The sequence below is a fragment of the Streptomyces sp. NBC_01618 genome, assembly GCF_045209435.1.
In the GTDB taxonomy this organism is placed as follows: Bacteria; Actinomycetota; Actinomycetes; order Streptomycetales; family Streptomycetaceae; genus Streptomyces.
Genome location: NZ_CP109297.1, coordinates 7757164 through 7771163, shown reverse-complemented (window position 1 = coordinate 7771163; position 14000 = coordinate 7757164). Strand labels below are relative to the sequence as shown.

The window sequence follows — 14000 nt, the reverse complement described above, 5'->3', positions numbered from 1 at the left end:
TCACAACTCCCTGACCATGAGGAGGGGTTGGGCCGTGGTCCAGCTGACGACGGGGCCGTCGCGGCAGAGCAGGAGGGGGCCGAGCTGGCAGTGCCCGCAGTGGCCAGTGGCACAGTGCATATTGCGTTCCAGCGAGACCCGGATCACTTCCGGATCGACGCCGCGGTGTACCAGCTCGCCGGCGGTGGCACGAATCATCGGTTCGGGGCCGCAGATGAACGCCGCCGACGCCCCGGGGCCGAAGGCGGCCCGGTCGAGCAGGGTCGTGACGACGCCGACCTCGCCCTGCCACAGCGAGTCCGCGCGGTCCACGGTGGTCAAGATCCGGGCAGCCGACTGCCAGCCGCGAACGTCCTCGCCGTAGAGCAGCTCGTGGGGCGTGCGCGCTCCGATGAGAACGTTCAGCCGTCCGTAACGCTCGGGGGTGGCGAGCGCGTCGCGTACGAGCGGGCGCAGCGGCGCCAGACCGATACCTCCCGCAACGACGAGCAGGTCGTTCCCAGCTGCGGCGGGGAGTTCCCAGCCGGTGCCGAACGGACCGCGCACTGCGACCGTGTCACCACGCCGCAGCCCGTGCAGCGCGCCGGAGACCGCTCCGACCGTACGGACGGTGTGCGTCAGCCGGTGCCCGTCGATCCCGGAGACCGACAACGGGATGTCGCCGATGCCGAAGGCGTACACCATCGCGAACTGCCCAGGGGCGAAGGGCTGCAGGGCCGAGCGGACCGGTTCCAGGACGATCGTGGCGGTGTCGGGCGTCTCGGCCTCGCGTTCCACCACCCGGTACGGAATAGGGACAGCTGCCGGCCGAGCAGTTGAAGTTACCGAAGCCATATCACGACTCACCGGCGTCGGGGGGCCCGTACAGGTCGAGCAGGCGGATTCGGGTGGCCTTCAGCCGCCGTGCGATCACCTGCGCAACGCAGTTGGTCAACGCCAGGCCGAACGACGGATCCTCCCCGCACGCGGCTCGGACCCGCTCGGCGTCGAACTCTGACGCCGACACGGCGCTGCGGGCCTGCGCGCCGAGGTGCCAGCGGTAGGGCTCGAACAACCAGGACCAGCCCAGTAGATCGCCTTCACCGAGGGTCTCCAGGACTGCCTCGCGCCGGGCCGGGACGTGCACGTCGAGCGCAACGAGCCCGGAATGGATGATCCAGAACCGGTCGGCGACGCCGTCCTCCTCGAAGATGCGGGTGCCACCGGGGAAGGAGACATCGTGGGCGAACGTGACCAGCCGCTCGCGGTGGCCGGGCGACAGGGCCCCGAGAAACCCGTTGCGAACAACGGTCATTGCGGGCCCTCCCCCGGCTCTTGCCGGGCGGCCTCCCGTTCCAGGTTCAGCGCATGGGCCTCCTCGGTGATGTCGATACCGACCGGGCACCACACGATGCATCGCCCGCAGCCGACGCACCCGGAGCTGTCGAACTGGTCGTACCAGGTGCCGAGTTTGTGGGTGGCCCACTGCCGGTAGCGACTGCGCGAGGTGTTGCGGACCGGTCCGCCTTGCAGGTGGGAGAAATCCAGGTCGAAGCAGGACTCCCAGCGCCGCCACCGCTCGGCGTGGTCACCGGTGAGGTCTGTGACGTCCTCGGTGGTGGTGCAGAAGCAGGTCGGGCAGACCATGGTGCAGTTTCCGCAGGTCAGGCAACGGGCCGCGACGTCGTCCCAGCGCTCGGCCGTGAGCGTCTCGCGCATCAGCACCTGCAGGTCCACCAGCGGCATGCTGCGGCCCATGCGATCCGCCGCGTCGGCGACACGCTCACTCGCCGCGGTCCGAGTCGCGGCGTCGGCGGGACGGCGGGGCAGCTCGGCCAAAACCGACTCTCCCTCCTCGCTCCCGCTCCGCACCAGGAAGCGGTGGCCGTCGGAATCGAGCACCTCGGTCAGCGCCAGGTCGTAGCCGGGCCCCACGGCCGGCCCAGTGCCCATGGACACGCAGAAGCAGGTGGCACCCGGCTCGGTACACTCCGCCGCCACCAAGAAGGCCCGCTCACGACGCCCACGGTAAGCCGGGTCGTTGTACGTCCCGCCGGTCAGCACCCGGTCCTGGATCGCGATGGCCCGCAGGTCGCAGGGGCGCACGCCGAGGAACGCGTACGACGGCGGTGATGTCCGGTCCTCGGTCATCACCAGCTCGCCGTCGGCACGGCGATCGGCTGTCCACTGCCGCTCCCGCGGCGGGTGCAGAAACGTCTTCCAGGACTGAGGGCCCGCGCTGTGCGCGAACACGGCGCCGTCCTCGCGGGCACGCAGCCGGTAGACGCCTGCCTCCAACTCGACTCCCCAGCCGTAGGGGAGTTCCGCACCGCCGGAGATCTCGGACAGGACGATCGCCCCGTCACGGACGGTCGGTCCCACGACCGTCCGGCCCCGCCCGGCCAGGACCGTGATCAGCGCGTCCAGGCCGTCCTTGCCGATCACCGCGGCCGTGCCGCCGTCGTCCGCCATCGCCAACCTTCCGAAGCCGCCGATGATGCCTTCCCGGCCAGTATGCGCACGGACCCGCTGCCCGACATGGGCCGACCTGCCCCTGCGTGGTCCAGGTGGCGGTGTCCGTCACCCCGTACGGACCCCGCGCGGACCCGGTACAACTGGCGATCCTGTCCGGCGGGAAGGGGCAGGCGCGTGAGCCTCACTACGCGGATCGCCGTCATCGGCGTCGGGAACGAGTTCCGCCACGACGACGGTGTGGGCTGGGCCGTCGTGGCACACCTGGCAGAACGGGCCGAGGAACGGCCACTGCCGAGCGGGACCGCCCTTCTGGTGTGCGACGGCGACCCCGCTCGACTGATCGCCCTGTGGGAAGACGCCGACCTCGCCATCGTGGTGGACGCCGCACACGCACACCCCGGGCATCCCGGTCGACTACATCGCCTGAAACTGGATGGTGGGCGGCTGTCGCAGACAGGCAGTGCGACGAGTTCCCACGGGCTCGGGCTCGGCGACGCCGTCGAACTCGCCCGCGAACTGGACCGCCTGCCCGGACAACTGGTCGTCTACGCCATCGAGGGAGCCAACAGCAGCCTGGGCACCGGCCTGTCGGCACCCGTCGCAGCCATCGTGGAGCCGCTCACCGAACGGATCGCGGAAGAAATCGCGCTGCACGTGGGTTCTGCCGACAGCCGATAGGCGCGAACTGGCACGACGACGGCCACGGCGAGGCTGACCGGGTCGAGCAGTGGTCCGGTGAGCCCGCCACGGCCTCGCTCCCCGGTGATCAAGGCCTCGGCATTGTGCCCCTCGTGCAGGAGGGCGATCGCCGCGTCCTCGGGCGTCACCTCGAACGAGACGTCGCTGTCTGGATGACGGCGACGAAACTCTCGACGGCGTTGTCGCGCCGATCGGCACCCAGTACGCGGCGCCACTGCGGACGCCGAAGCCCACCTGTGCAGGACCAATGCCGGACTGAAGGACTCCGCCATGTGCCGATGCTCAGTGAGGCGGCCTCATACAGCGTCTGGGAATTGCGACCGGGAAGAGTGGTGGGTTGTCTCGGCGCACGATTCGCCGGGCGGAGAGTCTTTGATCGTACCTTCCCTCCGGCGCCGCCCTGAGTCGGAGGTCGGCCTCACTACCCGACCGAGACCGCGAACGGGCGAAACTCTGCGTCGGATGGCGGACCCCAGCGGGCGTGGAATCGATCCTGCTGGTAGTCCTCAGTAGGTGGACGCCATACCGGGAAAGGGGTGGCCACGATGGCAGATGGACCGATGCACCCAGAACATGTCCTGAGTGCGCCCGTGGATCTGAGCGGCATTGGGTACTACGTCCACTGGGGCGTACTGCAGATCTCGGCGGCAAACCTTGTGGTCATCGCCCTGATGCTGATCGTTTTCGCGCTGGCGCTGCTGCTGCCCTTCCCCCGCGGTCGGCAGCGGCGATGAGCGGCGCCGCAGGGGGGCGGACGCGCGGCCCGGATGACAACTCGGCAGGAGGGTGGACCGGCGCTCTGCAGCGGCGCGCCCTGCGAGCGTTGCCCCCGGACAAGCTGCTGCCCACCACCCAGCCGGAGTACGTGGCCTCCTGGATCTACGTGTTCGGCGTCCTCACCCTGTCCAGTCTGGTGGTCGTCATCACCACCGGATGCGTCCTGGCGCTCTTTGGCCCCGCGTGGTGGCACGTATCAGACGTCGGCAGGTACATCAACAGCCTGCACCTGTGGAGCGTCGAACTGTTCATGTTCGTCATGGTCGTCCACCTGTGGGGAAAGTTCTTCATGGCCGCCTGGCGCGGACGGCGGGCACTGACCTGGATCACCGGGGCCGTCGTCTTCATCGCCTCGATCGGCGCCGCCTTCACCGGCTACCTGGTGCAGCAGAACTTCGACTCCCAGTGGATCGCGGGCCAGGCCAAGGACGGCCTGAACTCGGTGGGCATCGGCGCCTGGTTCAACGTGCTGGACTTCGGTCAGATGTTCATGTGGCACATCGTGCTGCTGCCCGTAGCGGTGGCCGTCCTCGCGGTGTGGCACATGCTGCTGGTGCGGCTGCGTGGCGTGGTGCCGCCCATCGGGACCACCACGCCCGAGCCCGTCCCCGACACATCACGGGAGCCCGCATGAGCGCACGAAAGGCCCGCCGCGAGCCGGTGCCCGACCCCGATGCCTTCCCTCAGCGGCCGTACGACCTGGTCAAGGAGTTCACCATCGCGCTGGTGGCGACCACGCTGCTGACGGTCGGGCTCGCGGCGGTCTTCTCCTCACCCGACGAGAAACCGATCACCCTGGCCCGCTGGGCGAGTGCCGCCCCCAACGACTTCACCACCACCGCCGTCGCCGAACTGGGCGGCACGAGCGGCACCGCGCAGTACGGCCCCCCGTACACCACCATCCCGGGTGCCGGGCAGAAGATCGGGCCGGTGAACCTCCAACGCGCCGCCGGGGTGACCACACCGATCGACACCGCACGCGACTTCGTGCTCCGCCCGCTCACCGCCGCACCGGAACCTGCTGCCGTATCCTCCGGGCTGGCCGCTTGGCGCACCGCCCCCGCCCGCCGTCAACAGCAATGGGCCGCCGCCTACACCAACGCGCTCGGCAAGGCCCCCGGAGGCGACCCGGCCCTGGTCGCGCCCGGCGACTACGGCCCCGTTCCCGTCCTGACCTCCCGCCTGCTGGAGCTCGCAAAGACGGGGGCACTGGACGGCCAACTACTGGCTGTCGGGCACTTCTACGAGACGGACTACACCAAACCGCTGCTCTTCCTGGGCGACGGCTCGTACCTCGAAGACCAGGCCCGCGCCCGACACCTGGCCGGCGACCAGTGGGGGATGATGAACGAGACCGGCAACTATCCCGGTCAGCCCTGGTTGTGGCTGTACACGTTCTGGTACCAGATCGACCCGTTCAGCAGCTCAGGCAACGCCGACGCCCTGGTCTGGGGCCTGATGGCTCTGCTCAGCCTCGCGTTCGTCCTGGTGCCGTTCATTCCAGGCGTCCGGTCGATCCCGCGATGGACTGGAATCTACCGCCTCGTCTGGCGGGACTACTACCGCTCACGCCGGACGACGCGGCAGCACTGACGGTACGGGCACCCGTATCACCTCGGACTCGCCGATCACGATGTAGTCGACGGCGGCCTGCTTGCCCAGGACTTGCGAGGGCCCTGCCGTGCAAGGCGACATCCAGGTTCGCGCGGTCCGGGCCGAGCGGACCTTGGGCAGGTCCGCAGTCACCTGGACGGGACTGATGTCGGGCGGGGCCGGGATGTTGCCCTTCCCGGTGCTCACCGCGTTCAGGGTCTGCCGGAACGCGGCGGCGCAGCTCGCCTCGTCCGGCGGTGGTGCGCCGCTGCTTCAAGCCCTCCCGGGAGGCGATCACGGAGCTCACCAGCCTGCTCGCACCCGGCGACCGCATGCGCTGCGGCGCCGCTCGGGGGATGGGCGGCGGTACCTCGGCCTCACGCTGCGATCGATCTTCAGGCCGCGGGCATGAGCCCCTGGGGCCGTTCGGCCCGGCACCGGAGGCCATGCTCCCGATTTCCCTCGAAGGCGTTCCTCACCCACGCTGGAATTGAGAGAACCAGCCAAAGGAAGTGATCGGCATGATGTGGTACGACGGCGGCTGGGGCGGCTGGTTCGTCATGACCGTGGTCATGGTGCTGTTCTTCGCATTGCTGATCGCTGGCATCGTTGCCCTTGTCCACTACCTGACCAGCGCCCACCGTGGCCACCAGCCCGGCTCGCCTCCTCCCTCCGGCGAGCATGGGTGGGGAGGCAGACGAGCAGAGGACCTGCTCGCCGAGCGATTCGCCCGCGGGGAAATCGACGAGGAGGAATACAAACGTCGCCTCGCGCTGCTGCGGGAACAGCGGTGAACACGGACCGCCAACGCCGGATGTGGCTGGTCCTGGGCGGTGCCGCCGCGGCGCTGCTGCTGGGCATTGCCACGACGGCGCTGTTGGCCACGACCGGCGCCTTCCGCAGTCCACACCCCGCCACCTGGCGGGCGCCGAGCGCCGCGCGGTGCACAGCGCCCCCGCTGCCCGGTCGGGTGGTGCAGGTGACCTTGGCCGATATGGGCCACCCCAGCGGTCCAGGCCCCGGCTGGAGCGGAATGCACATGATGCGCCTGATCGCTCACCCCACCACCGTCACGGCCGGACAGTTTCGCTGCGCGCGGTCAACGCCGGATACCTCACGCACGAGGTGATGGTGCTGCCGCTGTCCGCGGCCCAGGCCCCAGGACAGCGGCCTACCGGTCCGGACAGGCGCATCGATGAGACAGGCAGCCTCGGCGAGGCGTCACGCAGCTGCGGCGCGGGCGCGGGAGACGGCATCGCCCCGGGAACGATCGGATGGATCACGCTGACGCTGCGGCCCGGCCGCTACGAGCTGGTCTGCAACATCCCCGGCCACTACCTGGCCGGTATGTACACCGAACTCAACGTCACCGGCCGCTAGCACCAGCCGGCTCAGGTGCGCCGCTCGTTGAGGACACGCGCCAGAGGGCGGCCGGGGAGGCTACCACGGTCTCACTCGGCGTCGACGGCGTCCTCATCGGGCAATGTGTCACGCGCCCTGCAACTACATCGACGTCCCGGACATCGCCGACGTCGCCGCGGAGACCCTCCTGCGTCCCGACCTTGCCGGGGCCGGTGGTGCCGGTCGGCAGGTCATGCCCGCGGTGACAGACCGTCGTCCACGGGCACGTTCTGGGATTTCAGTGTGATGCCGGAGTTCCTGGCCTGTTCGAGGATCAAGGTGGCGAAGTCCTCCTCGACGTGTCCCGCGCCGATGGCACCCGCGACGAGCTGAGCGGTGGCGGCGGCGAGCGGCATCGGGACCCCCAGCTCGCGGGCCGCGGACAATCCCAGGTCGAGGTCCTTGCGCAGCAGCGGCATGGTGAACGGTCCCGGCAAGGGCTTTGAGCGGGAGGCGTGTACAGGGAACACAGAGGGGCCGGCGTGTGGCAGGGCAGTGATCCGAGTTCCTGGGCCTCTACGCTGGAGTGGTGTCCGAGGGCGTCGAGCGAACTGGGCCGCGTCAACCGCCTGGCGGGTGCTTACCGTGCCGGCTCAGCGGCTCGCACCGGCCCGCGACGCGCCGGCCCGGCAGGTCGTCGTCCACCCACATGGTGACGTGTCGATGGCGGATCGGCGCGGCTCGACGCCGCAACAGGCGTCAAGTCGCGCCGATGCACTCGGCATAGGAATGGGGCGCGTCAGAATGGCGAAGCCACAGGCCAGGACAGATGCACAGGTGGCGCTCATCGACGGCGACGATCCACCCGAACCAGACGGACGTCCGAGCCGTTCGGATTCCACCGATGACAGAACTCATTGAGTGATGCGTACCTGGCGAGCATGGCGACCTTGCGGATCGGCCATGAGGGCACTTCCTCGGCGTACGAGCTGAAGAAGTGACTGAGGGTGTCCACCTGCTCCGGGTGGCATTCGTACGATCCATTCACACCACAGGGTTGTTCTCGCCACCGCGCGCTCGACGGGCCGCGCCCCGGCGCAACGTCGGTGGTCGAAGAGGTTGACCAAGCGCCGTCTCTCCAAGTGGCACGAGCGCGCCCGTCCAATATATTACGTTTTGCGGAACAGTTATGCATCTGGCCGCAATCCCGACGCTGGTTGAGATGCCGCATGCGGTCGCGCGCCTGTCGGCCGGGGCCGGCTCACGGAATCCGATCGCGGCAGCGCCGTACGGCTTGCCACCCGGCTCCTTGCCTGAGGGGAACCATGACTGACGAGACATCCGCGAACCTGGAGGACGGGTGGAGCGGCGAAGGGTGCCCGGCGAGTGCGTTTGCCCGGCGGTCGTTTCTGCACGGCGCCGCCGCGGGCGTGGCCGGAGTGGCGGGCGGGGCAGCCTTTGGCAGCGGTGAGGCGCTCGCCGACACGATGGTCGAGATCAAGGAGCAACCGAAATCCAACACGATTCCCTTTCACGGCTATCACCAGGCAGGCATCGCCACTGCGCCCCAACAGGACGCGATTTTCGTCTCGTTCGACGTGACCGCTTCCGACCGCGCAGAGCTCACTGACCTGTTCCACACGCTGACCTCGCGAGCCCGCTTCCTCACGGCGGGCGGCAAGCCACCGGAGGTTCCCCCGACCGCAACGCCATCGGACAACGGCATCATGGGACCCACATTCGTGGCGGATGGTCTCACTCTGACAGTCGGAGTGGGCGCGTCTCTCTTCGACGACCGCTACGGATTGAGCACGCGCAAGCCGGTCCAGCTCGTCACGATGACGCCCTTCCGCCACGACGACCTGGACCCCGCGCTGAGCCAGGGCGACCTGCTGATCCAGATCTGCGCCGATCACCGCGACACGACGGTGCACGCACTGATCGACATCCTGACCCACACCAAGTCCGCGATGAAGCTGCGCTGGCGCATCGACGGCCAGCGTAATCCGGAGCGTCCCGTCGGTGTCCGGCGTGACTGGTTCGGCTTCAAGGACGGCATCTCCAACCCGACCGTCACCGACGACACCCAGATGAATCAGGTGGTCTGGGTCCAGCCGAAGAGCGCCGAACCGGACTGGGCCGCGGGCGGCACGTACCACGTGGTGCGTATCGTGCACTTCTTCATCGAGGCGTGGCAGAAGGTGCCCGTCGCTCAACAAGAGCAAATCTTCGGCCGCCGCAAGGCGAGTGGCGCCCCCATGTACGCCGTGGATGAGAACGTCACGGATCTCCTCGACCCCATCTACACCAACGACCCGCAGGGCCTGATCACCCCGCTGAATTCTCACATCCGCCTCGCAAATCCCCAGACTCCGCAGACCGCGGCGACCAGCACCATCCTGCGTCGCAGTTACGACTACGACCGGAGCCCCAACCCACCGGAACTCGACATGGGCCATGCATTCGTCTGCTTCCAGCAAGAGCTGAACACCTACGTCGCCATGCAGACCCGGCTGGAAGACGAAACACTGGTGCCATTCATCAGCCCCCGGGGCGGCGGTTACTTCTTCGCGCTCCCCGGAGTTCGGGACGAGAAGGACTACTACGCCCGCGGGCTCCTGACCTGACCCTTCTCTGCCCCCGGCCGGCGTCGGCGAGACGCCGCCCCGCCCGGCCCCGGAACGAACCATCGCAATGCGCACAGGAGGCGAGATGTTCTCTGCCCTGCGGACCCGAGTCGGCAACGGCCGCCGGCGACCCGGCAGAACGCTCCGGCCGGCACTCGCGGCGGGCATCGGGATCCTGTTGATCTCCTGTACGCCCGCCACCTCGGTCCGCAAGGACTCCGCCGTGCCGGCTACGCCCGTCCGTGCCGGTGCCAATAGCCGCGTGTACGTCACGAACCAGCAGGACAACACGCTCTCGGTGATCGACGCCCGTACCTACAAGGTCATCGCAACCGTACCGGCCGGCGTGACGCCCGAAGGCGTCGCGGTCGCCAAGGACGGCAAACACGTGTACATCGCCAACAGCGGCTCGGACCGGGTCTCGGTCCTCGACACCGGGAACAAAAAGATCGTCACAACCGTGCCGGTCGGGAAGAGCCCCACCGGTGTCGGCCTCAGTCCCGATGGCGGCTTCCTCTACGTCACCAACGGCAGTTCGAACACCGTCTCGCTGATCGACACCCGAACCAACCGGGTGACCGCGACCATCCCGGTCGGCAAATCTCCGGTGAACGTGGCGTTCAGCCCTGACGGTGGTTCGGCCTACGTGGCGAACTCCGGGTCCGGCAGCCTGTCGGTCATCAACACCCGCACGCGCCGGGTCGACCGGAACCTCCCCGCAGGGCGCTCCCCGGTGGGCGTCGCCATCACCCCGGACGGCAAGTCGGCCTACGTCGCCGACGAAGTGGCAGCGCACGTCCTTGCCGTCGGAACCCGTACCGGCAAGGTGACCACCGTGTCCGTCGGCGAGGGCCCCTTCGACGTGGCCGTCGGGCCCGACGGCCGCTTCGCATACTCCGCCGACCTCGGCCCGGGCAACGTATCCGTGATCGACACCAGCAGCCACCGTGTCTCGGCGACCATTGCCCTGGGCGCTCCCGGCACCGACCCGTTCAACCTGGAGGTCACCAGCGAGGCGATCTATGTCACGAACCAGGGAGCGGGCACCCTCAAGGTCATCGACCCGAATTCCCACAAGGTCGTCGCGACCGTCACCCTCGGTGCCAGCCCCTACGGCGTGGCGGTGAGCTGAGCCCGCGACGTACCGCCGGATCGTGTGTGTGTCCGCGTCGAAGACGCCGGCGCTCGGGACCTGGATGCCCGGGGACGCGGGTTGCCGGCGGAACATGGACAAGAGGAACAGAGAAGGAGTCTTCCATGTCTCACGCTTCCACCGTCGCTGTTCTGGGAGCAGGCGCACTCGGCGCCGAGATGGCGATGCGCCTCGGAGATACCGGCCACGAGGTACGGCTCTGGAACCGCACGGAGGAGAGGGCCCGTACGGTGGCGGAGCACGCTGCCGGGGTCACGGCAGTGAGAGCGGTGGGCGATGCAGTCTCCGGCGCGTCCGTCGTCATCACTGTCCTCCGTGACGGCGATGCGGTCGCGGAAGTCATGTCAGATGCCATCGGTCGGCTCGACAACGATGCCATCTGGGTGCAGGCGAGCACGGTAGGGCCACGGCACGCCGACGCGCTGGCCGGTCTGGCCCGTGATCACGGTGTTGCGTACCTCGACGCACCGGTCTGGGAAGCACCGCTCCGGCTAGGCAGGGCAAACTTGTCTGGCTGGCAGCCGGCCCCGAGAACGTCCTCACGCGGGCGCGTCCTCTACTCGACTACTCGACGAACTCGGCTCGTCCGTGCTCCACGTCGGAACAGGGGTCGAGGGCAGCGCCGTCAAGCTCGTGGTCAATGACTGGATGGCTGCCTCGACGGTCGCCATGAGCGACGTCCTTGCGCTGTGCGACGCGCTCGGTGTCGACCACGCGACGTTCGTCCGAGTGCTCGAGGCCGGCCCGCTCGCGATGCCGTACGAATTGCAGAAGGTAGGCGTCATGGACGACGCCTCCTCGCCACCGTTGCAAGCGTCCCTGGCGCCTGGGCGATCACTCCAGATCACTCGTATGTCCGTCCGGGCGCGACGGCGGGCACTGATCCGCTGATGCTGGGACCTGACAGAGCCGCGGTGTGCTTCCCGCCGAGGGACCGGACCGCCCAGCCGGGCATCGGGCCCTCCTTTTCGGCGGATTTCGTTTACTGGGACGTTGCGTGGACAGCGGCGCCGCACTCCCGGTCCAGCACTGGGCAACCCCCAGGGTGAGGAGACTGTTCCCTTGGTGACACGACACCTGCGGCCCGGCCGCATACTCCCCAGGCACAAACTGATACCGACGCGGGCGGCATTGCTGGCGGGCGGCGCGGCGCTGATGGCCACCACGATGGTGGCGGCGTTCCCTGCCGCAGCTCCCACACCGCCCGACCCGAACCTCTACCCCTTCGGCCGACCCACCGGCAGCGGAGATTTCCGGGTCCCTCCGCCACCCGAGGCGCCAACCCTGGTGCCCACCATCGGCACCAAGACCACCCAGCGGCTCTACGGTTCCGACCCATTCCAGGAAGCGGTGTCCGTCACCCAGCACATCTGGCCGGCCGCGCTCCCGGAGAACGCCCCGGGGGAGAACGACAACGTCCCCGACCGGCCCTGGGCTGTCACCCTGATCACCACCGACGATCCGCTGACGGGCATCACAGCCGTCCCTCTCATCCACTTCCCAGACGACGCGCCCATCCTCTACGTCACCAAGACGGGCATTCCCCAGGTCACTCTGAACGAGCTCAAGCGCCTGGGCGACACGGGCATCAGCCGCCACCACAACATCGACGCCTTCCTGGTGGGCGCGGCGGCCAACCCGGCTGTCCAGGCGCAGCTCAAGGCCATCGGCATGACCTTCCAGAGCATCACCGCGCCCACCGTCCCAGCGCTCGCCGACGCCGTCGACCGTGTCTACGGCAGCATCCAGAACCCGGACACCGGCGTACCGCAGATGGGTAACAGCGGCAGCCAAGGGGGCGCCGGAATGATGGACGTGATGATCGCGTCCATGGACTCCTGGGAGTACGCCCTGCCCGCCACCCACTGGTCCTCCCACATGCCCACCGCAATCCTGTGGGTCACCCGGGACGGCATCCCGCCGGAGACCGTCACCGCGCTCAAACGCCGCATGGGCCGGGCCACCATCTACCTGTGGGGCGGACCGGACCAGATATCCCCCGCCGTCGCCAAGCAGCTCAATGCCTACGGTGCCGTGCAGCGCATCACCAACGACGACCCCGTCGCCTTCAACGCGACCCCGAAGAACACACCGGAGACCACCGCCATCGCGTTCGCCAAGATGTGGGACCCCGCGGGCATGGTGGGCTGGAACATCACCGGGCCGGGCCACGGTTTCACCCTCGTCAGGCGGGACGACTGGCAAGGCGCGGTCGCCTCGGCGCCCCTGTCCCACCTCGGCTTCCACTCCCCGCTGCTGCTCACCGACAGCGCCGACAAACTCCCCGAGGCCGTCGAGGCCTACTACAAGCAGGTGGCGCCCACATACCTGACCACCCCGGCCGAAGGCCCCTACAACATGACGTACGTCATCGGCGACTGGAAGCGGATCTCCTGGCCGTTGCAGGCTCACGTCGACTTCATCTCCGAGATGAGCAACCGACGCGTCTGGAACCAGTCCACCGGAGGACGCTACAGCGACTCCGGACAACCCTGATCAACGGTCCGCGCCTGGCCGCCACAGCTCAAGCCCACGCTCGACCGCCTGTCCGATGGCCGGCTCGTGCTGGGCCTGGCACCCGGCGCCAGGGAGGACGACTACAGCGCAAGCGGGGTCGATTTCCGGCAGCGCGGCAAGCTGTTCGACGCACTGCTCGAACGGGCCACCCGGCAGTGGCAGGACCACGGCGGTATCGGACCACGTCCGGCCACGGCCGACGGCCCCCCGATGCTGTTCGGTGGGTTCACCAAGCCCGCGCTGCGGCGGATGATCACTTACGGTCGCGGCTGGATCGGTGGCGTCCAAGGCGTGGCGAACTTCCAGACCGTCCTCCCGCGGGTGCAACAAGCGTGGCAGGACGCGGGCAAGGAGGGGACGCCCCGCCTGGTGGCGACCGCGCACTTCTCGCTCGGCCCGAACGCAGAACAACGTCTGCACCACCGCCTTGCGAACTACTACACCTCTGGCACCTACACCCGCGAAAGCGTAGAAGCCGGTCTCACCACACCCGAAGGAGTGGCCCGCGAGGCCGCTGCCTACGCCGAGGCGGGCTGCGACGAACTCATCCTCTTCCCCCACGGCGGCGGACTGGAACAGGTGGACATGCTCGCCGACGCGGTCGGACTGTGACCGCTCGCCGGGACCGAAGTACAGCAACCTCCGCAATCGCGGCCAACCGTCAACGAAGGCGACCCCGGGGCCGATGAACTCCGACTGCGGCTGCGTGCACAACGCGCTGGAGACATTCTCCTCACGCGCCCGGTCTTCGTCGCTCGCGAGTGGGCTGATCGCGTCGGAGATACCTCCGAGAGCCAGATCGAATGGCAGGTGCACGCCTAGCCTCGCCGTATCGGTTG

Annotated in this window: 17 protein-coding genes; 12 read left to right on the top strand and 5 right to left on the bottom strand. The window is 68.6% G+C overall.

The genetic code is table 11. The features are described from left to right. The 3 genes from OH735_RS36210 to OH735_RS36200 are packed head-to-tail and all read right to left on the bottom strand — an operon-like array spanning position 1 to position 2451. Entirely contained in the window at positions 1-834 is an 834-nt protein-coding gene (locus tag OH735_RS36210) for an FAD/NAD(P)-binding protein (protein ID WP_406385956.1), read from the bottom strand. Between the two features lies 1 nt (position 835). Next, positions 836-1294 carry a Crp/Fnr family transcriptional regulator gene (locus OH735_RS36205; protein ID WP_406385954.1) on the bottom strand — a complete coding sequence of 153 codons (459 nt, stop codon included), beginning with the start codon at positions 1292-1294 and terminating at the stop codon, positions 836-838. Then, positions 1291-2451 carry a 4Fe-4S dicluster domain-containing protein gene (locus OH735_RS36200; protein WP_406385953.1) on the bottom strand — a complete coding sequence of 387 codons (1161 nt, stop codon included), beginning with the start codon at positions 2449-2451 and terminating at the stop codon, positions 1291-1293. The genes OH735_RS36205 and OH735_RS36200 overlap by 4 nt, the downstream gene beginning before the upstream one ends. Before the next feature lie 177 nt (positions 2452-2628). On the opposite strand from OH735_RS36200, the gene OH735_RS36195 reads away from it, so the two are divergent. The 4 genes from OH735_RS36195 (at position 2629) to OH735_RS36180 (ending at position 5523) form a co-directional block, all read left to right on the top strand. Beyond that, positions 2629-3132, top strand: coding sequence for a hydrogenase maturation protease (locus OH735_RS36195; protein ID WP_406385951.1), 504 nt, complete (start codon positions 2629-2631; stop codon positions 3130-3132). A gap of 581 nt (positions 3133-3713) precedes the next feature. Then, positions 3714-3887: a hypothetical protein gene (locus OH735_RS36190; protein ID WP_406385949.1), complete on the top strand. Its 174-nt coding sequence runs from the start codon at positions 3714-3716 to the stop codon at positions 3885-3887. Positions 3888-3976: 89 nt separating this feature from the next. After that, positions 3977-4564: a cytochrome b N-terminal domain-containing protein gene (locus OH735_RS36185; RefSeq protein WP_406385947.1), complete on the top strand. Its 588-nt coding sequence runs from the start codon at positions 3977-3979 to the stop codon at positions 4562-4564. Next, positions 4561-5523, top strand: coding sequence for a hypothetical protein (locus OH735_RS36180; protein ID WP_406385945.1), 963 nt, complete (start codon positions 4561-4563; stop codon positions 5521-5523). Before OH735_RS36185 ends, OH735_RS36180 begins: the two co-directional genes overlap by 4 nt. Here the strand turns inward: OH735_RS36180 and OH735_RS36175 are convergent. Then, on the bottom strand, positions 5497-5730 hold the full coding sequence (locus OH735_RS36175; protein ID WP_406385943.1) for a hypothetical protein: 234 nt from the start codon (positions 5728-5730) through the stop codon (positions 5497-5499). The two genes, OH735_RS36180 and OH735_RS36175, sit on opposite strands and share 27 nt — an antisense overlap. 314 nt (positions 5731-6044) lie before the next feature. On the opposite strand from OH735_RS36175, the gene OH735_RS36170 reads away from it, so the two are divergent. Further along, positions 6045-6317 carry an SHOCT domain-containing protein gene (locus OH735_RS36170; RefSeq protein WP_406385941.1) on the top strand — a complete coding sequence of 91 codons (273 nt, stop codon included), beginning with the start codon at positions 6045-6047 and terminating at the stop codon, positions 6315-6317. A gap of 334 nt (positions 6318-6651) precedes the next feature. Beyond that, positions 6652-6903, top strand: coding sequence for a hypothetical protein (locus tag OH735_RS36165; RefSeq protein ID WP_406385939.1), 252 nt, complete (start codon positions 6652-6654; stop codon positions 6901-6903). A gap of 212 nt (positions 6904-7115) precedes the next feature. Here the strand turns inward: OH735_RS36165 and OH735_RS36160 are convergent, their stop codons facing one another. After that, positions 7116-7361, bottom strand: coding sequence for an NAD-binding protein (locus tag OH735_RS36160; protein ID WP_406385938.1), 246 nt, complete (start codon positions 7359-7361; stop codon positions 7116-7118). Positions 7362-8294: 933 nt separating this feature from the next. On the opposite strand from OH735_RS36160, the gene OH735_RS36155 reads away from it, so the two are divergent. The 6 genes from OH735_RS36155 to OH735_RS36130 all read left to right on the top strand — a co-directional run bounded on the left by OH735_RS36155 (position 8295) and on the right by OH735_RS36130 (position 13773). Next, positions 8295-9491 (top strand): Dyp-type peroxidase, encoded by a 1197-nt coding sequence (locus OH735_RS36155; protein WP_406385936.1) that lies wholly within the window; start codon positions 8295-8297, stop codon positions 9489-9491. An 85-nt stretch (positions 9492-9576) separates the two neighbouring features. Then, a complete protein-coding gene (locus OH735_RS36150) occupies positions 9577-10623 on the top strand; it encodes a beta-propeller fold lactonase family protein (RefSeq protein ID WP_406385934.1) in 1047 nt (348 codons plus the stop codon). A 26-nt stretch (positions 10624-10649) separates the two neighbouring features. Then, a complete protein-coding gene (locus OH735_RS36145) occupies positions 10650-11288 on the top strand; it encodes an NAD(P)-binding domain-containing protein (protein WP_406385932.1) in 639 nt (212 codons plus the stop codon). Positions 11289-11313: 25 nt separating this feature from the next. Then, complete coding sequence (locus OH735_RS36140; RefSeq protein WP_406385930.1) at positions 11314-11535, top strand: hypothetical protein; 222 nt, start codon at positions 11314-11316, stop codon at positions 11533-11535. 171 nt (positions 11536-11706) lie between these two features. Beyond that, positions 11707-13140, top strand: coding sequence for a hypothetical protein (locus tag OH735_RS36135; protein ID WP_406385928.1), 1434 nt, complete (start codon positions 11707-11709; stop codon positions 13138-13140). Between the two features lie 48 nt (positions 13141-13188). Beyond that, entirely contained in the window at positions 13189-13773 is a 585-nt protein-coding gene (locus OH735_RS36130) for an LLM class flavin-dependent oxidoreductase (RefSeq protein ID WP_406386890.1), read from the top strand. Positions 13774-14000: the final 227 nt, after the last annotated feature.